The sequence below is a fragment of the Bacillus sp. DX3.1 genome (assembly GCF_030292155.1).
Lineage (GTDB): Bacteria > Bacillota > Bacilli > Bacillales > Bacillaceae_G > Bacillus_A.
The window spans coordinates 1,030,436-1,053,003 of sequence record NZ_CP128153.1; the positions used below are offsets into that span (position 1 = coordinate 1,030,436).

Annotated in this window: 23 protein-coding genes and 2 pseudogenes; 14 read left to right on the plus strand and 11 right to left on the minus strand. The window is 34.7% G+C overall.

Annotation, left to right across the window (positions count from 1 at the left end):
- Positions 1-44: 44 nt before the first annotated feature.
- A pseudogene (locus tag QRE67_RS05090) lies at positions 45-134 on the minus strand (IS6 family transposase); the annotation flags it as partial.
- A 104-nt stretch (positions 135-238) separates the two neighbouring features.
- On the opposite strand from QRE67_RS05090, the gene QRE67_RS05095 reads away from it, so the two are divergent.
- Both QRE67_RS05095 and QRE67_RS05100 read left to right on the plus strand, forming a co-directional pair.
- Positions 239-1,669, plus strand: a complete 1,431-nt coding sequence (locus tag QRE67_RS05095) for an IS4 family transposase (RefSeq protein WP_286121019.1) — start codon at positions 239-241, stop codon at positions 1,667-1,669.
- Positions 1,670-2,314: 645 nt separating this feature from the next.
- Positions 2,315-3,067 carry a class I SAM-dependent methyltransferase gene (locus QRE67_RS05100; RefSeq protein WP_286123820.1) on the plus strand — a complete coding sequence of 251 codons (753 nt, stop codon included), beginning with the start codon at positions 2,315-2,317 and terminating at the stop codon, positions 3,065-3,067.
- Between the two features lie 152 nt (positions 3,068-3,219).
- Here QRE67_RS05100 and QRE67_RS05105 read toward each other — a convergent pair whose 3' ends face one another.
- Positions 3,220-3,750: a GNAT family N-acetyltransferase gene (locus QRE67_RS05105; protein ID WP_286123821.1), complete on the minus strand. Its 531-nt coding sequence runs from the start codon at positions 3,748-3,750 to the stop codon at positions 3,220-3,222.
- 228 nt (positions 3,751-3,978) lie between these two features.
- Between QRE67_RS05105 and QRE67_RS05110 the strand changes: the two genes are divergently transcribed.
- Positions 3,979-4,359, plus strand: a complete 381-nt coding sequence (locus QRE67_RS05110) for a VOC family protein (protein WP_286123822.1) — start codon at positions 3,979-3,981, stop codon at positions 4,357-4,359.
- 62 nt (positions 4,360-4,421) lie between these two features.
- On the opposite strand, the gene dhaQ is transcribed toward QRE67_RS05110, so the two are convergent.
- Both dhaQ and dhaS read right to left on the minus strand, forming a co-directional pair.
- A complete protein-coding gene (gene dhaQ, locus QRE67_RS05115) occupies positions 4,422-5,420 on the minus strand; it encodes a DhaKLM operon coactivator DhaQ (RefSeq protein WP_286123823.1) in 999 nt (332 codons plus the stop codon).
- A gap of 12 nt (positions 5,421-5,432) precedes the next feature.
- Positions 5,433-6,005 (minus strand): dihydroxyacetone kinase transcriptional activator DhaS, encoded by a 573-nt coding sequence (dhaS, locus tag QRE67_RS05120; RefSeq protein WP_286125192.1) that lies wholly within the window; start codon positions 6,003-6,005, stop codon positions 5,433-5,435.
- Between the two features lie 274 nt (positions 6,006-6,279).
- Between dhaS and dhaK the strand changes: the two genes are divergently transcribed.
- Positions 6,280-8,031, plus strand: coding sequence for a dihydroxyacetone kinase subunit DhaK (dhaK, locus tag QRE67_RS05125; RefSeq protein ID WP_286123824.1), 1,752 nt, complete (start codon positions 6,280-6,282; stop codon positions 8,029-8,031).
- Between the two features lie 219 nt (positions 8,032-8,250).
- Here dhaK and QRE67_RS05130 read toward each other — a convergent pair whose 3' ends face one another.
- Both QRE67_RS05130 and QRE67_RS05135 read right to left on the minus strand, forming a co-directional pair.
- Positions 8,251-9,324: a DUF5105 domain-containing protein gene (locus QRE67_RS05130; RefSeq protein WP_286123825.1), complete on the minus strand. Its 1,074-nt coding sequence runs from the start codon at positions 9,322-9,324 to the stop codon at positions 8,251-8,253.
- Between the two features lie 584 nt (positions 9,325-9,908).
- Positions 9,909-11,111, minus strand: a complete 1,203-nt coding sequence (locus QRE67_RS05135) for an ankyrin repeat domain-containing protein (protein WP_286123826.1) — start codon at positions 11,109-11,111, stop codon at positions 9,909-9,911.
- A 183-nt stretch (positions 11,112-11,294) separates the two neighbouring features.
- Between QRE67_RS05135 and QRE67_RS05140 the strand changes: the two are divergent.
- The 4 genes and pseudogenes from QRE67_RS05140 to QRE67_RS05155 all read left to right on the plus strand — a co-directional run.
- A pseudogene (locus QRE67_RS05140) lies at positions 11,295-11,789 on the plus strand (ABC transporter ATP-binding protein); the annotation flags it as partial.
- Between the two features lie 148 nt (positions 11,790-11,937).
- Positions 11,938-12,249 carry a heavy metal-binding domain-containing protein gene (locus tag QRE67_RS05145; protein WP_207995569.1) on the plus strand — a complete coding sequence of 104 codons (312 nt, stop codon included), beginning with the start codon at positions 11,938-11,940 and terminating at the stop codon, positions 12,247-12,249.
- Between the two features lie 245 nt (positions 12,250-12,494).
- Complete coding sequence (locus tag QRE67_RS05150; protein WP_286123827.1) at positions 12,495-12,842, plus strand: PadR family transcriptional regulator; 348 nt, start codon at positions 12,495-12,497, stop codon at positions 12,840-12,842.
- Positions 12,829-13,827, plus strand: a complete 999-nt coding sequence (locus QRE67_RS05155; RefSeq protein WP_286125193.1) for an HAAS signaling domain-containing protein — start codon at positions 12,829-12,831, stop codon at positions 13,825-13,827. The genes QRE67_RS05150 and QRE67_RS05155 overlap by 14 nt, the downstream gene beginning before the upstream one ends.
- A 292-nt stretch (positions 13,828-14,119) precedes the next feature.
- Here QRE67_RS05155 and QRE67_RS05160 read toward each other — a convergent pair whose 3' ends face one another.
- The gene (locus tag QRE67_RS05160) at positions 14,120-14,593 is read right to left on the minus strand and encodes a MarR family winged helix-turn-helix transcriptional regulator (RefSeq protein ID WP_286123828.1); all 474 of its coding nucleotides are present in this window, start codon (positions 14,591-14,593) and stop codon (positions 14,120-14,122) included.
- 153 nt (positions 14,594-14,746) lie between these two features.
- Between QRE67_RS05160 and QRE67_RS05165 the strand changes: the two genes are divergently transcribed.
- From QRE67_RS05165 to QRE67_RS05185, 5 genes are all read left to right on the plus strand, one after another.
- Positions 14,747-15,331, plus strand: coding sequence for a DUF3238 domain-containing protein (locus QRE67_RS05165; RefSeq protein WP_286123829.1), 585 nt, complete (start codon positions 14,747-14,749; stop codon positions 15,329-15,331).
- Between the two features lie 129 nt (positions 15,332-15,460).
- Positions 15,461-16,045: a DUF3238 domain-containing protein gene (locus tag QRE67_RS05170; RefSeq protein WP_286123830.1), complete on the plus strand. Its 585-nt coding sequence runs from the start codon at positions 15,461-15,463 to the stop codon at positions 16,043-16,045.
- Between the two features lie 74 nt (positions 16,046-16,119).
- On the plus strand, positions 16,120-16,746 hold the full coding sequence (locus QRE67_RS05175) for an FMN-dependent NADH-azoreductase (RefSeq protein WP_286123831.1): 627 nt from the start codon (positions 16,120-16,122) through the stop codon (positions 16,744-16,746).
- Between the two features lie 164 nt (positions 16,747-16,910).
- The gene (locus QRE67_RS05180) at positions 16,911-18,041 is read left to right on the plus strand and encodes an MFS transporter (RefSeq protein ID WP_286123832.1); all 1,131 of its coding nucleotides are present in this window, start codon (positions 16,911-16,913) and stop codon (positions 18,039-18,041) included.
- Positions 18,042-18,157: 116 nt separating this feature from the next.
- Positions 18,158-18,766, plus strand: a complete 609-nt coding sequence (locus QRE67_RS05185) for a 2OG-Fe(II) oxygenase (protein ID WP_286125194.1) — start codon at positions 18,158-18,160, stop codon at positions 18,764-18,766.
- Between the two features lie 893 nt (positions 18,767-19,659).
- Here the strand turns inward: QRE67_RS05185 and QRE67_RS05190 are convergent.
- The 3 genes from QRE67_RS05190 to QRE67_RS05200 form a co-directional block, all read right to left on the minus strand.
- On the minus strand, positions 19,660-20,379 hold the full coding sequence (locus tag QRE67_RS05190; RefSeq protein ID WP_286123833.1) for an aspartate/glutamate racemase family protein: 720 nt from the start codon (positions 20,377-20,379) through the stop codon (positions 19,660-19,662).
- A 264-nt stretch (positions 20,380-20,643) separates the two neighbouring features.
- Complete coding sequence (locus QRE67_RS05195; protein ID WP_286123834.1) at positions 20,644-21,186, minus strand: DJ-1/PfpI family protein; 543 nt, start codon at positions 21,184-21,186, stop codon at positions 20,644-20,646.
- 359 nt (positions 21,187-21,545) lie between these two features.
- Complete coding sequence (locus tag QRE67_RS05200; protein WP_286123835.1) at positions 21,546-21,686, minus strand: YflJ family protein; 141 nt, start codon at positions 21,684-21,686, stop codon at positions 21,546-21,548.
- A 136-nt stretch (positions 21,687-21,822) separates the two neighbouring features.
- Between QRE67_RS05200 and QRE67_RS05205 the strand changes: the two genes are divergently transcribed.
- Positions 21,823-22,182 (plus strand): hypothetical protein, encoded by a 360-nt coding sequence (locus QRE67_RS05205; protein WP_286123836.1) that lies wholly within the window; start codon positions 21,823-21,825, stop codon positions 22,180-22,182.
- A gap of 28 nt (positions 22,183-22,210) precedes the next feature.
- On the opposite strand, the gene QRE67_RS05210 is transcribed toward QRE67_RS05205, so the two are convergent.
- On the minus strand, positions 22,211-22,396 hold the full coding sequence (locus tag QRE67_RS05210; RefSeq protein ID WP_286123837.1) for a YhzD family protein: 186 nt from the start codon (positions 22,394-22,396) through the stop codon (positions 22,211-22,213).
- Between the last annotated feature and the right edge of the window lie 172 nt (positions 22,397-22,568).

A 22,568-nucleotide genomic window follows, 5' to 3' on the forward strand; every position in this document is an offset into this window, starting at 1 on the left:
TCATGGATAAGATATATCTGTTTTTGGACAGACTTCTCACTTTAGAGAGTTTGTCCTTTTTTAATCATATGCATAACTTCTATTCCAGCAATCACTTTTTTAGCTATTTGCAATGATTTTAATCCAAGCATATTGGGGTGCCGCCACACATCCATCAACTTAAGGATTTAGACTATTCTTGAAGTTAAAAGCACGTTACTATTCTCTTATGTTAATGAGAAAGGATGACGTGCTTTTTATGAATATGCATCAAAAACAAGAGTTGTCTTTATTTGCTGAAGAGTTATATCGATATATGTCTCCCGCTACACTTAATCAATTAGCTATAGAAGCAGGCGGAATGAAACGAAAACGGAAATGCCATGGGCACCATTTTTTATCTTTATGTGTATGGTTAAATCAACAAATCGCTACTACCTCTCTTACTCAACTTTGTAGTCAATTAGAAACTTCAACAGGAATTTTATTAAGTCCTGAGGGACTTAATCGACGATTTAACTCGGCTTCTGTAGCCTTCTTTCGAACTGTATTTACTACACTTCTACAAGCTAAAATTGGGGGATTATCTAAGATTTCTCATTCTCTTTCTGCTTACTTTGAGCGTATTCTTATCCTTGATTCTACAACATTTCAAGTGCCGGATCGATTTGTATCTACTTATCCTGGTGCCGGAGGATGTAGTCATAAAGCTGGTGTGAAAATTCAACTAGAGTATGACTTGTTGAGTGGAGAATTTTCTGATGTGAAAATTGAACCAGGAAAACGAAGTGATCAGGCGTATGGTGCGACTCGAACAGGCATGGCACAAAAGAATGAACTATATATTCGTGACTTAGGATATTTTCGTTTACAAGACTTTAAGTCTATTCAAGATAAGCAAGGATATTATTTATCACGTCTTAAGTTACCAACTAAGATATATAGAAAAGAATTCGAAACAGTCGTGTTTAAAACAAAACCCGCTCAACTGAGGCCGGTATATATACAAATTCATTTGGAAGACATCATGAACCAATTACAACCTGGCCAAGTGTATGAATTACATGATGTATATGTAGGGAGCAAAGACAAACTACCTACTCGCATTGTGGTTTATAAATGTACGGAGGAGCAAAAACAAAAACGCCTACGTGATCGAGCTATTCGTGAAAAGAAAAAAGGAATTACATATACAGAGCGTACGAAACTTTTACAAGGAATTACGGTATATATGACAAACATTCCTACGGAATGGGTACCAAAAGAGAAAATCTATGATTTATATTCACTACGTTGGCAAATTGAACTGTTATTTAAAATATGGAAATCCTGGTTTCAAATTCATCGTTGTAAATCTATTAAACAAGAGCGATTAGAATGTCATCTTTATGGACAACTCATTAGTATCCTATTATGTTCTTCTACAATGTTTAAGATGAGAGAACTCCTGTTACGTAAGAAACAGAAAGAGCTAAGTGAATATAAAGCGATGTACATAATTAAAGATTATTTTTCACTTTTTTACCAAGCATTACACAAAAACACCCAAGAGCTATCAAAGGTTCTCCTTCGTCTGTTTAACCTCCTACAGCGCAACGGACGAAAATCTCATCGATACGAGAAAAAGACAGTCTTTGATATTTTGGGTGTTGTGTATGAGTATACCACTTCTACTCATCAGGTAGCATAGTAAAAAAATTCAAACCCGTCAGGGTTTATTTGATATGCCTACTTTTATAACATCTATAAACGATAATAAAATACTACGTGAAAAAACCGCGTTTTGTATAAAAATATACCTTAAGTTGATGGATGTGGGGTGCCGCCACATGCCCATCAAGCTAGGATGACTTTATACCCATATTGAACAAAAAAACACTATTCTTTTTTGTAGAAATATACAGAAAGGATAGTGTTTTTCTCGTTTTGTAGACATAAATATATCTTAATTTGATAGCCATGCAGGATGATCCAATGTGTTAGGCTGTGTTTCGTTTTAGTATGTAGATCTTCTTTTGATGTTATGATAACAGAAAAGTTTATCTAATAGTGTGTATTTTACAACGTACACAAAAGAATGTTATAGAGTATAATTAATATAATCTTTCAAATGGGGTGAAGTGGATGACTTTCCGTATTGTTCGAAGTAACTAGTTTTCGGGCTGGCAAAAAACGCGTACCAGCCATCAAGGGAGAAGTCTGCCCTTTTTCGGAAATGAAAACTTTGAATCCGTTGCGGTAGTCACCGTTATTATTAAACCAAGGCACGGGATTGTTTCATTAACAAGTCTCAGAACCTTAGTTTTTATACTCTTTTGGAAGGTGGATATACAATATGAATGAATTAGATTACAAAAATTTTTATGATAAAGTCGGAAGATCAAACGGCTGGGATTTTAGTAAACTTAAATACGTAACTGAAGGTGCTACGTGGGAGTTTTATGAAGAAGTAATAGAGAGATGCAAACCCTCAGATGTTTTGCTGGATATTGGTACAGGCGGGGGAGAAAATATATTAAAAATTGCATCGGCAGCTTCATGTATAATTGGGATTGATAATTCAAGTGGAATGATAGAAACAGCACAGTCTAACTTGGGAAAAGCACGTGTGTCAAACGTTAAAGTTTTCAAAATGGAGTCCGAAGATTTGACATTCCCAAATTCCTTTTTTGATATTGTGTCTAGTTGTCATGCACCTTTTGTGGCGGCAGAAGTAGCACGAGTAATAAAAAAGGGCGGTATCTTTTTAACGCAGCAAGTCAGCGAACATGATAAATTGAACTTAAAAGAAGCGTTTGGAAGAGGGCAATGCTTAGGGAAAAAAGACGGCACATTAAAAGAAAAATATGTCCGAGAGTTGAAGTGTGCGGGCTTTGCTGATGTGCAAATCTTAGAGTATGATGCGATTGATTATTATCAAACACCCGAAGACCTCATTTTCCTATTAAAACACACGCCTATCATACCAAGATTTGGTGAAGAGAAAGAGGACTTTGACATTTTGGGAAAATTTATTATAACAAACAAAACTGAAAAAGGAATACGTACAAATTCAAAACGTTTTATGATAATAGCTAATAAATCTTAATCCTTGTTATATTAACAGGGGTATTCAGTATAAATGGTAAATTACAAAAGCCGATTTCCATAGTTTATAGGAGAACGGCTTTTTTGTGTGGGTACCTGTTATTATCTAATTGAGAATTTCGTAGTTCAAAAAATCTCATTAAATCAATTTCACTAAACGAATTTGTACATAAGAATATCATCCACATATTCATTATCATTCATTTTAAATTCTTTCATTTTACGGCCTTCTTCAATGAAGCCCATTTTTTTGTACAAAGATATTGCACTATGATTTGTTGAGAAAACTCCTAAACTTACTTTTTCAATGAAAGGATTTTTCTCTGCCCAGTCTAATAAAGCATGTAGTAGCATTTTTCCAATTCCTAGTCCTCTGTAATTTTTACTGATCATTACTCCAAAGGAACCGGTATGAGACAATCGTTTTTTATTTTCGGTGAGAAATACGATCCAACCAGCAACTTCTCCATCTTTTTCAGCTACAATTAATGTTTCTCTTTCATCCTCCAATACGCCCTGTACCCATTCTCTTTGTTGAGCTGACGTTTTATTAAATTCTTCGGATAACGAAATGAGAAACTTGCCTTCGGAAACAACTGATTTCTGTATGTCTAAAATTGCCTCGGAATCTTCTATTTTTCCAGTACGAATCATGTAACTAACAGTATCTTTTGAAATTGGCAATTATATTCCCCCTTATAAAATATTTTGTTAATATTCTATGCCTTCCTTATAATCTCCTACTTAAACTAAACTGCTCCGTTAGTTTCTGTAATACTTTACTTTTTAGGAGGAAGTTTTAAATGATTGTCGTATTTATTAAGTTGTCATTGAGTATCAGAAGCCTTGGCGATGGAAAGGATTAGGAGCATCGGGTTTTGTATTTACTTATGTAAGGGAATGGAAAAGTCTATGATTAGTAAAGTCGGTCAAATTATGTTGTATGTAAATAACCAAGATGAGGCAGTGGATTTTTGGACAGAAAAAGTAGGGTTTAGTGTAATTTCTGAAGAAAATAACGGTCAAGGAATGAGATGGATTGAAATTGCTCCAACAAAGGGCGCAGGAACAAGCATCATTCTGCACAATAAGGAATTTGTTGCTAAAATGTCACCTGGAGTCAACCTTGGTACACCTTCTTTAATGTTTTTTTCGGAAAATCTCGATGAATTACGTGGCAACTTATCAAATAAAAATATCAAAGTCGGAGAAATTGTAAATATGCCTTCAGGCAGAGTATTTAACTTTGCTGATAATGAAGAAAATTACTTTGCTGTAATGGAGAAAAAATAAATTGCCAATCAACTAATATCCATTTTAGGCGGCTGACAGGAATTGTCGGCCGCCTTTTCCAGCTACCAGCTAGCCACCTCAACATTTGCTTTTAACCATTTTTCCCAAAGTGGATCTTCTATTTTAAGGAAGCTTAATGATGTGCCTTGCATGTCTAAGGAGGTTAGGTGGGTTCCGACTTTTACAAATCGAATATCTAATCCTTCCAGTTCGCATAAACGACGAATGTCATTTGCGAAGATATACTGTTCCATTAATGGGGTCGCACCTAATCCATTAATAAGGATGGCAAACTTGTCACCTTTTTTCCAGCGGTAAATACTTTTGAGTTTATTCATAAGTTCAATAGCCAGTTTTTCAGAAGAAAATAATACTTCTTTACGGTACCCTTTTTCTCCATGGATGCCGACCCCATAAAACACTTCATCGTCTTGTAAAGTAAAAGAAGCTTTTCCCTGGATAGGGTCGGTTGCTGGAGAAAGTGCAACTCCTAATGTATGCAGATTCAGAATGACAGAACGACCAATGTCCGTTAATTGTTGTAATGAATAGCCTTCAAGAGCTGCTGCTCCGAGTATTTTATGAACGAAAATCGTGCCAGCTACTCCTCGTCTTCTTTTATTAAAGGAAGCATCATCTTCAATGGAAACATCGTCATTTACAATGACATGATCAACAAGTCTTCCTTCCTCTTTTGCTAAAGATTCAGCAGTTAAAAAGCTTTCTACGTCAGCTTTGAAGTTTTTAATAATGAATAGGATACTCTTGTCCTTAGGCACAGAGTGAATTGCTGCCAATACTTGTTCTGGTGTAGGTGGGGTGAAGATTTCCCCGTTGACCGCCACTGAAAGCATTCCTTTTCCTACATAACCAACATCAGCTGGTTCATGCCCACTACCGCCGCCGCTTATAATGACAACATCTTGCCCAATTTCGGCAAGGTCTTTCCGATAAATGATGTTGTATTTTGCGTTATAAGATATTCTATCGCTATGTTCAAAATAAAAGCCATGTAACATATCCTGAACAATATTTTGAACATCATTCATAATTTTTTTCATTGTTTTTCCACCTTATGATTTGTTTGCTGATTGCTCTAGTAAAAGTACTAATTGATTGTTTATCATATTTTTGATCATAGAAGACATGATAGATGGGTCTACAGTGCAATGATTTTCAATCCAATCTTTTATCGTCCCAACAAAGCCGTGACTATAAAAAGAGGCTAGAGTATCTTTTTTTACCTCAGAAATAGCTAATTTACAGCCAATTAATAGTTCATCGATAATCTTGATGTATAAGTTTTTCGTATGTTCAAATAGATAATGATTAAATGAATTTTGCTCGATTACTTTAAATGCATTTCGGTAGAATCGCTGATTTTGATGAAAGTAATCAAATAATAGGTCGAAGATATTCTCCCATTTCTCATACTCAAGAAAGTCTATAATATTTTCCTTCGTTTCTTCTTTATAAATCCAACCTAACAATTCAAATTTATCTTTAAAATGATAATAAAAAGTTTGCCTGCGCATCTGACAATTCAACATAATATCACTCACGGATATTTTATGGAAAGGTTCCGTTTCCATTAATTTTTTTAATGAGTTCGCTATGATTTTTTTAGAAATTATAGAAGAGGTCATCTTAATCATCCCTACAACTTTATTCGTTTTTAATAATAGTAACATCCCATCTATAAATGAAGCGGGCGTTTTTAGACAAATCATTGATTTTGTCCGTTTACCATAAACCGCTTTCATTTTACTATAGTTAGTAAGAATGCGCTTTCAAATATATCATAATTCAGAAGGGAATGTATCGTGGCAGGAATCCCTTATGAATCAATGAAATCATGGAAGTGTGGATACGAATAGGTTTGCGAAAAATGTAACAAAACTTACAGAGGAGGAATAAAAAATGAAAAAAATTATAAATAAACCTGAAACTCTCGTTATGGAGATGTGTAATGGGATGGTTATGGCCCATCCGGAACTCGAGTTGTTAAAAAAGTATAAGGTAATTAAGAAAAAAGAAATGAACGAAAATAAGGTAACCTTAATTAGCGGTGGCGGTAGTGGACATGAACCGGCACATGCGGGGTTAGTAGGAAAAGGAATGCTGGATGCTGCGGTATGTGGGGACGTGTTTGCTTCTCCTTCACAAATACAGGTATATCAAGCGATTAAAGCAACAGCAAGCAAAAAAGGTACTTTGCTAATTATTAAAAACTACAGCGGAGATATCATGAACTTTAAAAATGGTGCTCACTTAGCTACTGAGGATGGCATTCAAGTGGAATATGTCCGTGTAGATGATGATATTGCAGTAGAAGATAGTCTTTATACAGTAGGACGCCGCGGTGTTGCAGGAGTTGTGTTAGTGCATAAAATTGCTGGTGCAGCAGCTGAAGAAGGTATGGATTTAATGCAGGTCAAAGCTGTAGCGGAAAAAGCAGCGGCAAATGTTCGAACAATTGGCTTAGCACTAACTTCCTGTACAGTTCCCGCTAGTGGATCGCCTACTTTCAAATTGGGTGAAGATGAGATGGAATATGGCGTCGGTATTCACGGAGAGCCAGGCAGAAAACGAGAAAAAATTGTGACTGCAGATGAATTGGCTTTACGTATGACAAATGATCTTGTGAAGGATTTAGGAATAGATGAAGATGCTGAAATTGCTGTTCTAGTAAATGGTTTTGGCGGTACACCGCTTCAAGAGCTTTATCTGTTTAACAATGCAGTTACTAGAGAGTTAAGTAAAAGAAATATACGAATAAATAGAGCGTTTGTCGGTAATTACATGACTAGTATCGATATGGCTGGGATTTCTCTAACAGTGATGAAACTAGACGATGAGCTAAAGACATTGCTATCGAAAGAGTGTAATACACCTGCATTTAGAGTAGATGGACCAATTGAGAGTGTAGAATACGTTGATATTGAGGATCAAGAAGAAGAGAAGCCAGTTTTCTTTGAGACGGAAACAGCGGAAGAACACGCTGTCATCAAGGATGAGGTAATGACATTAAACAATATGATCTATCTTGTAGATAAAATGAGCGAAATCATTATTAAGAACGAAGTGCCATTTTGCGAATTAGATACGCATGCAGGCGATGGTGATTTCGGGATGAGTGTCGCTAAAGGGTTCAAACAATTGAAGCGTGAATGGAGCACGATTTTGGATCAAGAGCATTTAAATATCGGTACTTTCCTTGATGCATGTTCTATGGTCATTATGGAACATTGCGGAGGAGCTTCTGGTCCAATTTGGGGCGGAGCTTTCCGAGCAGCAGGTAAGGCTATGGAAGGGAAAATGGAATTAACAGTCGGAGAGTTTGCTGAAATGTTGCATGCTTCAGCCGAGGGTATACAGTCCATTGGCGAGCGATCTTTCGGAAGAGGAGCAGAGGTAGGCGATAAAACCCTTGTGGATGCGCTTGTGCCTTGTACAAATTCTTGGTCAGAAAGTGCTGCAGCTGGTACGGACTTTAAGACTGCTTTTGAAAAGGGAGCAGAGGCTGCCGTTAAAGGAGCGGAATATACAAAAGAAATCGTAGCTCGAATGGGCCGCGCTGGTACGGTTGGCGAAAGAAGCTTAGGTTATCCTGATGCTGGTGCTTTTGCTCTAGGAGTTATTTTTACGGAGCTTTCTAGCAGTCTAAAATAATGGTAGTTCGATGTTTGTAGATACTGGAAAGTACAAATTGTGTAGATAAATAGAAGGAAAATAAGAAAGAGGCAACGTTCAATAAAAAGGTACCTTATGAAGCAGCAGGTACCTTTTTATTTTTATTCTTTTCTATGTAGATATCTTTAATGGATTCTCAAGGATAAAAAACACTCTTAAACTTCAAAGAAAAGGAGTCAAGAGTGTTTTTACATCTTTCTATTGTTTTAAAAATTCTTCCATTATTTCCATTATGTCCTCTGCATCGCTTACTTTATCTTTTGAAAAGCGCCATTGGTCTTTTCCGTATCGCTCCATCTCAACTTTTATTACTTTTTCTTTATCTGAAGCCTTCGCTTCTGGCAATATGGATATAAGATAATCAAACGATTGACTAAATAATTTAGACCGTTCGATTCCTGGATTTTCTCTTAGTAATCTTTCATTTTCGTTATTCAATTTTGACTGCAATTCACTCAATAATAATGGTTTCACTTTTAATTCTACTTCCACTTTATCATCCTCAGGATAAGAACTTACTGATTTTACTTTAAATGTAACTTTTTTCTGCAATACAGATTTTAACTTTTTATAATAACTTTCAAATTGCTGGTCACTAATTTCATTATACGTACTGGACGTTGCATCTTTTTTAAATTCTTGTAGTATATTCTGAGTAAATTGCTTTCCATCTTCGCCGGATAACTTATTAATCTTGTCTATATCTTTATCATAATAAATAGCATTTATGTAGGCTTTTAGAGCTTCAGCTGGTTTGTTGAAGTCTTTTGTATTCTTTTCTATTTCTTTCGTATCAATTTTAAAAGAAACTTTTTCTGTTTCCTCTTCTCTTTCTTTTGTAGCCTCATCGGAATAAACAAGTTCATATGATGAAGCTTTATTCACATCGTAGTGTAGGGTCCCAGATATTTTTTTACCAGGTTCTAAATCTGTTAAACGTAATTTATCTGAATCAGCCTTATCATATTTTTTCATTTTTTCATCATCTTGATATAGAGCAAAGTCATGGGGTGATATCTCTAACGTTTTATCCCCTTTATTTTTTACACTCACTTTAAATTTTAAAACTTTGTCTTTACTTATTTTCCCCGTATATCCACCCAGTGGTAATACGTACTCAACATTTTCAACTTCAATTTCCAAATTTTTCGAAGACGACGATGCTTTTCCATTTTTTACGACTGTGGAACTTTGTGAAGAACTACAACCATTCACAATAGTTACTGTAAATATAAACACAAAGCAAAGCATAAAAAACTTTCTAAGTTGCACTTAAAACCCCTCCATTACCTTATTAAAAAACATTTACTATTTTACCATAAATTCCCGAGTATTATTTCTATAACTATATAAATCTAAATTAAAAAATCGACATAAAAACCATCTTTCTTTTTAGGCGAGCGAGAGCATCTGACCATGCATAGAAGCGGCTAGGGCCTTTTTCTGCCACATGCAAGGTTTAAAACAAAAGGAGAAAGCAAGTAGCGGTCATGTTGTATTCTGCATAGCAACGACTTATATGTCGGAAAATCAAAATGGATATATATATAGTTTAATTAAATTAATTAATTTCGATATAACAGCAAATAGAAAAAGAATGATTTGAGCAATCTTTTTTCAAATCATTCTCTTATAATATGAATCAATGATAGCTTTGAAGTATAAAGGGGGAAATCGCATGCCCAGCAACTTAAGATTTTGAAGCACCCCTAAACGAAAATTTTACTTCTCTACAGTTAGTTATTTATAAGGGTTCATCTCATTTTTTTCGTTTTGGAGAACAAATAATTTCTTAACTTGATGGATGTGGTACTATCCCTAAAATACAAAAATATTGTTGGCGCCTTCATTCTTTCTTACATGTTCGAGTTCAACAGGTCGACGATCTCTTCGTATCCAAGTCGCTCTGCAGTTTCGATAGGGGTTTCTTTTAATTTTTCATTATTTGGCATACTGTATAATGTTGCTTTCGCATGCAAGTTCGGTTGGTGTTTTAGTAACACTCGAACAACTTCAATAAAGCCTCGTTCACATGCAATATGTAATGGCGTGATTTTTCCTTGTCCTGTACTATGAATATTAGCCCCATTTTCTAACAACAACTCTGCCATCTCTGGTTTATTGCGGTCGCAAGCAAGGCTTAGTGCACTCCTTTTGTATTCTTCTAATAATTCCATATCAATACCGTTGTCTATTAAAACCTTTGCCGCTTCAAGATTGTTATCTTCCACTGCGTAGTGGAGCGCTGAATGTTTCCTGCTTGTCACCGCATTTATATTGGTAACGCGGTCCAAAATATATTGAACAATTTCTTGATTACCAGAACAACTAATTAAATGAAGAGGCGTGACTTTTCCCACCATGATTTCATTTACATCTTCGCCTTTATGAATGAAATATTTTACAATTTCCGCGTTACCTTTTCCGCATGCTAGGGAAAAAGGTGTTTCCCCATGATATTTAATCTTCAAATCTGCTTCCGCTTCCACTAGTAATGTAACAATCTCAATATTGCCATTTAGACAAGCGATGTGAAGTGGTGTCTTTCTATCAGGCCCTTTTTTATTTAATGCGGATGGTTTAATATTTACTAATTTTTCTTTAACTGTTTCTATGTCATTCTTCATACAAGCATAGTTTAACGTTTTCTTAAAACTTTCAGCTTTAATAGCGCGCTCTAGTTGTGATTTACCAAAATCAGAGGCTGGCTCAATATGATAGCGGGTGTATGCAAGCCAAAGTAATGCAGAACTGCACTCTAAAGTAGGGTTTAAATCATCATAATAATCAATCTCATATAAACCATCTGTTTTGACAGTTAAAACAAACGCAGTCCAGTTTGGTTCCCTGGTATCGCGTACTCTTTGAATATTGTCCATAATTTCATTATATGGAAGTCCTTCTGAGCCATGTGAGAATACGCTAGTAGATTCATAATGAAAATAATTATATGCCGTGACAACTCCATTATAAAATGCAAATAACATCGATTTCTCAGCTGCATTGGGTACATGCTTTAACATGATTTCAACAAGTGTTTCTATATATTTGTTTTTCAATTGTTTCACCTCTAATAATAGTTTTTCATTAACGACGTAATTATTCGAATTTCCTAACAAAATAATAATAAAATATAAACTACACTTTCTATGATTCTTGATTTTTATTCAACTTTCCCATGTATTTTACCATTTTTTCTTAGTTTGCCGGTAATGTGACGCCCCCATGTTCATCAAGCAGTTTACCCTTTAGGAACAAAGATGATTTCATCTAACATTCTTTTTTCAGTGGTACCTTTTTTAAACAATAAAGATGTTTATGGATTAGAAACGAGTAGCGGGGAAATTCTTGCATATTTTCATACTGAAGCTGACGGCTATGATTGGGTGATCTATGATTCAAATTATAACCGCATTGGTATGTTCAAAGAAAAGATGATACAAGGATTTGGCACGATACGTGGTTCTTTGATGACTGATAAAGTAACAAAGTTGTCCGATGTAGAAGTTGAGTTTGATTTTATTCAAACTACTCTACGTACAATTGATGGACCTATATTAGCAACCGGTAAGCAAGGGTATATGCCTATAGAATGGAGTGAAAGATTTATGGGATTAAATGTGCCTACTATTACATTAGGTTCCAATATGTCTAAGAATGAAAAAATTCTTGGTCTAGGGGTGCTTCTTTATAGCTTCCACACAATTGAGATTAGAAAAAGTAGAGCGAGCGTCTAATGGGGGAAATGTAGTGTTTATATATGAAACCTTACAAAGATGTCATCTTTCTGTAAGGTTATTAGATAGTTCATTTATTTTTTCAATGTAATAATAAAGGTATAAGAAACGCCAATAAATTTTTATAGATTATAGGAGAGTGTCAGTCATGATTGTAACAACAACTTCTGGAATTCAAGGGAAAGAAATTATTGAGTATGTTGATATTGTAAATGGTGAAGCTATTATGGGTGCAAATATTGTCCGCGATTTATTTGCTTCTGTTCGTGATGTTGTAGGTGGCCGTTCTGGTGCATATGAAAGTAAATTAAAAGAAGCGCGTGATATTGCAATGGAAGAAATGAAACAACTTGCGAAGCAAAAAGGTGCAAATGCAATTGTTGGCATTGATGTAGATTACGAGGTTGTTCGTGACGGAATGTTAATGGTTGCAGTAAGTGGAACTGCCGTACGTATATAAAATAAAAAAGCATCTCATGAAATGATATGATAATCCCCTTAGAGTAGACATACTCTAAGGGGATTTTTATATGGAAAACTTACGATGTAAAACTCAATAGCAAGGTTTTCCATAGTGAGGATAAATGATATTTATGTGTTTCTTAACGAATTATTTTTTTACATCGATTTTGGAACAATAATGGTGTATGACGCATAGTATAAAACATATACTGTATAACATACACCAAGAAAAGAGGTGGATGAATGAATAGTTTATTAAATTCATTAACGACAGAGCTTAGGAGAGGAACTTTGACGTTAGCTGTTTTAAATCAATTACAAAAGCCCCAGTACGGATATTCACTTGTTCAATTGTTGGAACAGTCAGGTATTAACATTGATCAAAGTACTTTATATCCATTGCTACGCCGCTTAGAAAAACAGGAGTTAGTAACAAGTAGCTGGGATACCTCTGAGAGTAGACCACGTAAGTACTATGTTCTAAGTGAATATGGTTTAGAGATTTTTTTACAGTTAAAAAGGGAATGGATGGACAATTCTAAAAAACTATTAGAAGTGTTAAAAGGGGAGGAAGATGATGAATCTAATTGAGATTTATATACAAGAAGTGACTCGAAGACTGCCTGAAAAAAGTCGTGAAGATATCGCTCTCGAATTAAGATCGACCATTGAGGATATGTTACTTGATGATTACAGTGAAGAAAATACAAAAGTGGTCCTTGAAACATTAGGGAATCCCGCTATATTAGCTAGTAAATACCGAGATCAACCAATGCATCTTATTGGCCCACACTATTTTGAGACATATGTTACGTTATTAAAAATGATTTTACCGATTGCTGCTACTATTTCTCTAATCTCGCTCATTGCCGAATACTTTATAGGGTATCGTGGCGAAGAAGCAGTCATTAATGTGATTGTAGATATTTTTAGTTTTGGTATATGGAAAATCATTGAAGTAGGTATGCAAGTCTTTTTCTGGCTTACACTTGTTTTCGCGCTTATAGAACGGGTCGATCATTCAAAAGCAAGTCACCCATTCACAACAAAGTTTACCAAATGGACAGCGGACAATTTGAAAAATATACCTTATATTCCTAAGAAAAAATCTATCGCAAAATTTGAAGTATTTGGAAGTTTATTATGGACTGCTATTTGGGCAACAGTTTATTTTTACGCAAATCATCTTGTAGGTATATATAGAGGTGGTAAACACGGACTTGATTTTGTGGCTCCAGCTATTAATCAAGATGTATTGCTTCAGTATTGGCCAATCGTTCTTGTTGTGATCGTTTTGGAAATAGCATTGTCTATTTATAAATTAATTAAGGGACAATGGACAAAAGGAATAGCAATATTTAATACAGCTTTCCAGCTTATTGGAACCATTGTATTCATTGTGATAGTAACGAATCCAAATGTAATGGACCAAGATTTTATTACGTATACAGCTGATTTATTCACTATTACTACTAAACAACTTGAATCGCGGATAGTTGGCGGTGCAATTTTCTTCTTTATGTTATCTGCGGCAATCAGTGTATTTGATAGTATCCGCAAGGCTAAAATTCATTAATCAGCATTTGCCTATTACAATAATGGGGCTTAGTTTAACAAGCCATCCCTTAAAAAAGTCGGATTCTTAGCGTACAGGAAATCGGCTTTTTCTTTTTAGAAATTTGCTTAGCGTACAAAATTTCCGAAATGTTGGCTGTACCCCATGCCCATCAAGCTAATATTTTGAGACACCCCCATAACGAAAATTTTGTTTCCATTTGGATAGAAAAATACTTACTTTTATCGTTTGGGGGATTATCTGTTTCTTAAGTTAATGGGTGCACGGTTAGTCCCCTTTATAAACTCATTATTTACCAGACAGGTCTTAACCTCGATGATGATTTACCCTCATTTGCTTCATAAACTAACTTTGTTAAATCTTCCTTGAGCATTTGCATTCGTTCAGCGCCTATGTTTTCAATCCAACGTTGTTCAATTTCAGTTAGTATCTTCTCTTTTGCTTGCACTACTAGCCAACCTTTTTTGGTCAAAACAATAATTTTCCCTCTCTTATCAGTTGGATGAGCTTTGCGTATTACATAACCACTTTTCTCAAGATAATCCACCATTTTACTCACAGCTTGCTTTGTAATTCCTAAATATTCGGCTAGTTCTATACCTGTCGCTCCATTAGGAGTGATGCATTTAAACATAAAACCATGTACAGGTCTAATATCTCCAAATCCCAATTCACTCAATTTGTCATGTAGTTCATTGATTGATGCGCTAAAGGATAATGACAAAAGTGACGTAAGATCCAATTCACTAAATACTTGATGACTCATACATAAAACCTCCTTAAATAAAGTCAATCAGGTTGACTACATCTAATTTCTATTGTACTATATGGCATATAGTCAATCAAATTGACTATAATTAGTTATAAGAGATATAAAGGATTCAACGAAACAAAAATTAATAAATTATGGAGGTTTCTCATGGCTAACATCGTGAAAATTAGAGGAAGTGTGTTTGCCCCGTATGCTTGGTTGGAACCTATTAAAGATCCTACAACAGGAAAACTTTTTGAATATACTGGTGATGCACGTGAATTTACACCTTATGCTGTAAACACAATGCGGTCAAGATTAGAGCAAGAAGTAATTATTGATTTTTATAAAAAAGAAATTTTTTCACATGCAAATGCTTGTATCGTAACTGTGAAAATTACAAATCCAGATGGTTCTATCGAGTATAAAAAAGGGAAAACAAGCACAGAAAATATTGTATGCACTAATGTTGTGTGGGGTACTGATGCAGTTTCTTTTAAAATGAGTGCAAGTGCCAGCAATCCTTTAAATACAGCAGCACCTGCAGCTGACTATGTATTAACTATACACGTTAACAAAAGTGGAGTTGCACATATTGAAGGTTCCCATGATGGATTCCCTTGCTATGAATTTTATAAACAAACAGATTTTGGTCCATTTGAATTAATATATACACATGATTTCAGAAAAACTGGTGACACTCCAGCAGCGCTAGCTGGGGAAATGGAATACAGTTTTAAAACGACAATCTAGATATAAATACTGAATAGAAGTTTACAAGCAGCAAAATTATTTATACGAAAGAAATTGCGATCTGTTTTGCTCAATGAGTCAATATTATTATTATCCAAAATAAAATTAAGAATTGCAGAGGTGTGTCTCATGACTAATATCGTTAAAGTTAGAGCAAGTGTATTTATTCCAATGTCTTGGACTGAACCTAAGAAGGATACTCAAACAGGAAACGTGATTCAATTCGAAGGTGACTCACGTGAATTTACACCATATGCTGTAAACGCTATGCGTTCCAGAATTGAACAAGAAATAGTTGTAGATTTTTATAAAAAAGAAATTTTCACATATGCGAATACCGGCATAACAACAGAAAGAATCACAACTCCTGATGGTTCCGTTAATAAGAGAACAGGAAAAGCTAGTACGGAAAATATTTTGTGCACTGATGTTGTATGGGGATCAAATGACGTCAAGTTTCAAATGAGTGCAAGTGCTAGCAATCCATTAAATGTATATGCACCTCCCGTTGACTACCTATTAATAGTACATGTCAAAAAAGATGGTACTGTCGATATTGAAGGTGCACATGATGGATTCCCTTGTTATGAATTTTATAAGGAAGTAAATTTTGGTCAGTTTGAGAAAATTCATACACATGACTTCAGAGAAACTGGTGATACAGCTGAAGCTCTAGGTGGAGACATGGAGTATAGTTTTAAAAAGATATTATAAAGAACAATATAATACCCTTTTTATTAAATAAATATATAACAACATAAAAGAGTGAGTAACAGGAGGAAAAGAGAATGACAACAGTTTTATTTGTAAAAGCAAACAATCGCCCATCAGATCAGGCGGTTAGTGTGAAATTATATGAGGCTTTTTTAGCGAGCTATAAAGAATCACATCCAAATGATACAGTGGTAGAGCTTAATTTATACAATGAGGAATTGCCATATGTAGGAGTAGATATGATTAACGGTACATTTAAGGCTAGTAGAGGATTTGATTTAGCAGCAGAAGAAGCAAAGGCTGTAGCTGTTGCTGATAAATATTTAGATCAATTCCTTGCAGCTGATAAAGTTGTGTTTGGTTTCCCATTATGGAATTTAACAATCCCAGCTGTACTACACACATATATTGATTACTTAAACCGCGCGGGTAAAACATTTAAATATACGCCAGAAGGTCCAGTAGGTCTTATTGGAAATAAGAAAATTGCATTATTAAACGCAAGTGGCGGTGTATATTCTGAAGGACCAAAAGCCCCAATGGAAATGGCTGTTAAATATGTAGCAAGTATGATGGGCTTCTTCGGTGTAAAAGATATAGAGAAAGTAGTAATTGAAGGTCACAACCAATTCCCTGATAAAGCAGAAGAAATTATTGCCGCAGGGCTTGAAAAGGCTGTTAAAGTAGCAAGTACATTCTAATTAACAAAATACTTGTCACTCAATATGGCAGTACCAACACTTTTATAGCGGTGGTACTGCTTTTTTATTCGCTTATCTCGCTACTTTGGGGCAGTAAGGAGCCAATTGATGCGAGCTTTCCATTCTCAACTTATTAAATCGATAGAAAGAAGGATTACATTACAATGGAACGTTTATGGACAAAAAACTATATAATGCTGACCATTACAGCGTTATTACTATTTAGTGGTTTTTATTTACTAATGCCAACACTACCTATGTTTATTAAGCAATTAGGTGGAAGTGAATCTCAAGTTGGATTTATTATTGGAGTGTTTACAATATCCGCAGTAATTTTTCGTCCTATTATTGGAGGATTAATGGATCGGTATGGTCGACGGGTATTTATAATAAGCGGACTACTATTTTTTGCAATTACAATGTATTTTTATGATTGGGTAACAGGAGTTATATTTTTAGTGATATTACGTATCCTCCATGGAATCAGCTGGGCAGTTGCTACAACTTCGACAGGAACGGCTGTGACTGATATTATTCCACAATCTCGTCGTGGAGAAGGAATGGGATGGTATGGACTTGCAATGACTTTAGGTATGGCTTTAGGACCAATATTAGGTCTTTGGGTAGCAAAATCATTTTCATTTCATTATCTATTTCTTCTATGCACAGCATTAGCAATTATTGCATTAATATTTGCACTTGGTATAAAAATACCAGCAGTTCAAAATACATCAAAAAAACCAATATCATTTTTTGAAAAAACAGTCTTACCAATAGCTATTGTTACATTTTTCCTATCCATTACTTTTGGTGGCATTACAACATTTTTACCACTGTTTGCAGCAAAAATCCAAGTTAATGTTGGTACTTTTTTCTTAGTTTATGCTATCACACTTACAGTAATTAGACCGCTTGCAGGGAAGATATCTGATAAACATGGGGAAGGATTCATTATTGTCCCTGCACTTTTTACACTGATAGTCGCACTATTAGTCCTAACAATGACAAAAGGGCTTGTTGGACTAGTTATTACAGCTATCTTGTACGGAATTGGATTTGGATCAGCACAACCTGCTCTTCAAGTAGCAATTCTACGATTAGCTCCACCAGAGAAAAGAGGAGTAGCGAATGCTACATTTTTTACTGCTTTTGATTTAGGAATTGGTTTAGGTGCTATTCTTCTAGGAGTTGTTTCACAGCTCATGGGATATCAAATGCTATTTATTGTTTGTGCTGTATCTGGGTTTGTTAGTCTGTTAATTTTTATTTTGTTTGTAAAAAAGACGCTAAAATAACTTTTTAATTTACGAAAAAATTGCGATTCCGTTAGAAATCTACTATTATCCGTGTTCTTTTTCATATATTTGCACCAGAACTGGAAAATTAAACAGTTGAAAATAAGGAACTAACGATTTTTAACCACATTGGAAACACAATTGTAACAGATGATAGAGAAATCCAAATTATTTCAAGATTAGAAGAACCTCTTATTGTCGTGTTAGCAAATGTATTAAGTGATGAAGAGTGTGAAACGTTAATTGAAATGTCTAAAAATAAAATGAAACGTTCTAAAATTGGTGTTTCGCGCAAAATAAATAACATTCGGACGAGTAGTGGTACGTTTTTAGAAGAAAGTGAGGCCGTTACTAGAATCGAAAGACGAATCGCTTCAATCATGAATGTTCCTGCCCCACATGGAGAAGGGTTACGTATTTTAAAGTATACAGTTGGCCAAGAATATAAAGCGCATTATGATTTTTTTGCAGAAAACAGTGCGGCAGCAAATAACAATCGTATTAGTACCCTTGTCATGTACCTAAATCATGTAGAAGAAGGCGGAGAGACTTTCTTTCCAAAACTCAACCTTTCTGTATCTCCGAAAAAAGGAATGGCGGTATATTTCGAATATTTTTATCAGGATGCATCATTAAACAAGCTCACTTTACATGGCAGTGAACCTGTTATCAAAGGTGAAAAATGGGTTGCGACGCAATGGATAAGAAGAAGACCTTTGTATTAAGATAACACTCAATTACGAGTTTTTTATCGTTCTCCGACTTCTTGTTTACTTAAGAAAAGAGCGCAATTGTGGAGCCACACAGGTAGAGAATGATCAAACTTTTTTATAAAACTGAAACTTAAATCTGCTGGATAATAATCCATCTTGATTAATCTTTTTTTCAAAATAGATTATTTTTATTTGGCTCAAAATGCACGTTCAATTGATATTTTTGATTAAACTTTTTTCAAAACTACAACTATGTGAATTAAAGTTCTCAAAAACGATTATTTTGGGTCAATCGAATATCAAGCAATTTTCGCCAATTTTTTGTTGGGAAACTTTCCTAAAACTTATCTCAAAAACTATGTCCTAAAAATGTACGTTTTTGCCTTGTTGGGGTCACCATACAGGTTAACTTTATTGGCTATTGGCGGAAAGTATTTTAAATCTACAATTTCAATGCTTTCCAAAATATTAGGATGCTTTTTCACTTTATAATTCACATAATATTCAAAATATTAACTTTCAATACACTAATATTTGTTATAGAATAAAAGTGTTCTAGTAGTTCAAGATAGTGATCCCTAGTGTTTGTATTAAATTAGTTTGTTTTGCCCTATAGTTTACATTATTTCAAAAGAACTTGTATTTTTCTTACAAGTTCTTTTTTGTTTTGCCTATAATACCGAATGTAACCTTTACTATATTAGTTTACATTCAAATACCCATAAACATTGGCTTCATCCTAATTTCCCTGATATCTTCAAAATTAACGAGAAAAGTATACATTCAAAACACTATAAATAAAGAATTTAGGATACCTATAAACAAAAAAAGCTAGATCCATGCTAGCTTTTTTTACATAATTCTCGTTAGGGAAAGTTAAACTCAATAACATACATCACAAGAACTTAGCTCTTAAAACTCTCCACATTTTCTTTATTCAAAGCATATTCAACAGCACATTGAGCATGAATACGGGTAGTATCAAATACTGGTACTTTGCAATCTTCTTGTGAAACTAAAAGGGTAATCTCTGTACATCCAAGAATAATAGCTTCCGCTCCATCCTTAATAAGATTATCTATAATTTTTATGTATTTTTCTTTTGATTGAGAAAATATTTTTCCAAGACACAATTCTTGATAAATGATATTATGAACAATTTTTCTGTCTTCTTCATTAGGAACAAGAACATTTAAACCATATTTATTTTTTAATCGTCCTTTATAAAAATCTTCTTCCATCGTAAACTCTGTAGCCAAAAGACCTACTTTCTTAATCCCTTTCTCCATAATTTTAATTGCAGTTGCATCTGCAATATGAAGTAATGGTATAGATAAAGCTAATTCTACTTCATCAGCCATTTTATGCATCGTATTGGTGCAAATTATAAGAAAATCTGCACCACCACATTCAATCTTCTTACTAGCCTCAATCATAATTTGAGTAGCTTTTTCCCATTCTCCTTCATGTTGAAGTGTTTTTATTTCTTGAAAATTTACTGAATACATAAGACTTTGTGCTGAATTATGACCACCTAATTTTTCCTTAATCAATTCATTAATTAACTTATAATAAATAACTGATGACTCCCAGCTCATTCCACCAAGTAGACCAATAGTTTTCATATTTACCATTCCTTTACCTTATTTTGAAGTAAATCATATGTTATTACATTCTGGTAATTATAAAAGAATCCTTGTGTATATATCTTACTTATGTGAAGTTAACATAACACTACTTATCAGTAGTCCATGTATCTAGAAATCTATAAAAATCCCTTCAGAAGATCTGAAAGGGACTTTTCATTTATATAACCCAGATTATCGAAGGTAAATAGACAACCGTACTTTACTGAACATTTGCACCGTTAGTTGAACAAGAATATTTCTTTATTCTTGATACCATCCTTCATCAAATTCAAGTTTTAATGCATTCCCTAAGTATTTTCCAAATCTAATAAATCCTCTGCCTCGTGCTGTAATTACGTTACCATCTTGCACGACTAATTCTTCCGAAAAATTCTCTTTTTCAAATACACCTAACTTGTTCATATTTTCTTCTGTAAGTCCAACTGTATATTTTTTACCTTTTAAAACCCCTGCTTTTGCTAACAGGAGGGGGGAACTTGATATGCTTGCAACAACACGTTCTTTAGTAGCTACTCGCTTAATAAAATTAAATAATTTTTCTTCGTTAATTAAACCCATAATATCCATACAACCAGTTAATAATAGGCTATCTACTTCTTCAAGGTTAAGTTCATCAACAGTAGTGTCAGTTACACAAGATAATCCTGACTCACCTTTAATAGGGAGATGATCTAATCCCACAGTAATAACAGGTTTTTTCCCTTGCATTAAAATAGACAAAGCCACACTTAACTCATATTCACTGAATTGCGGATATAGTAAAACAGCTGTTTTTTTTAACACGATTTCTCCTCCTAAAACTAATTCTATATCTCTTGTTTCGTTATTCTACGTATTAAAAATTTTGAAATGCACGTATTAACAGAACAGCTAATCGGGCTATTACTTAACATAACGCCCGTTACCGGAAGTTAATTAAAGTCATCTGGAGCCCAAACAGCTACTTCATCTCCACCATAGTTCCCCCATCAACCTAAGAGTTTAAATTGCCCCCCAAAAATCATTTTCTCTTCACGGTTCTTCGTTTGATGATGATGTGACGCTTCTCTCATTAGAGATTTATGATGCTGTGCATTTCGCTTTCGCTAGTAAATACAAAGGAAAAGGAGCAACGTCCAATAAACGTTGCTCCTTTTCAGTTATTAAGCTGACGCTCTCTTAACTCTCTCAAGTAAACTAGCTAACACATGTGTACGGTAGGATTCTAGCTTTTTACCTTCATAATAACGCACACCTAATTTTTTCAATTCACTAACGTACCAACCCTTGCTTCCGAAATACATAGAATCGCTCCCCTTCAAGTTTTTTATGTGTTCTGATTGTACTGGAGGTACGGGAAATGAATTTCCATATGAAAATGGTTAACTTCGGTGTAAAAGACATATATACTAGAGATAGTATATAACGAGGTGGAAAAACGTGATTATAGAGAAGCACGAAATTCAAATTGACCAAATTACGAGTGGAAAGGCGAATATATTTACTTTCTACCGAAATAAAAAGCAAATTGACGATCCATTTTTACAATTGCAAGAGCCCTCGCTTACGGCCAACTACTTTTTCCATTTTCATTTGGATGCAGAAAGCTTGCGTCTTCTGCAGGAAGAGTTTCCGAGCGTGTATCCGTACGACGGGAATGGAACCATTCACGATTGGACGGAAAAGATGAAAGATGAATTGCAGCGCCAAATTCAAACTGGACAGTGGAATAGGCGCGTGCGGTTTGGAAATCGTGTTCTAGATGTGGTTTTCAAGTGGTGTGATGAAGATATCGAATGAAAAAGAAGCGGATATGACGCTTCTTTTTTTAGCGCTGGAATAAAACAAGCTTTCCTGCTGAAGATGTGCAACGGTGCGTATGCTCATACAATTGTTTTTCTCGTAAAATGGTTTCACCTTTTGATTTTGCTTCTGTTTCTGTCGCGGCCTCGAATGATTCGTCTAGTGCTTTCGAACCATCTTTTTCAAAGACTGTTAGTGTGTATACTCCCATGAAAATTCCCCTCCAAATAAAAATCAGAATGTTATAACTATTTTGTCATAAAACGATAGAATATGCAAAGAAATATGTGACATAACGTGTTAAAATAAAATGAAACTTTGGTCAGTGGGGATTCCCACTGATGATTAGCCTTCACCAATCGGGCTTTTACGGGCAGTTATCC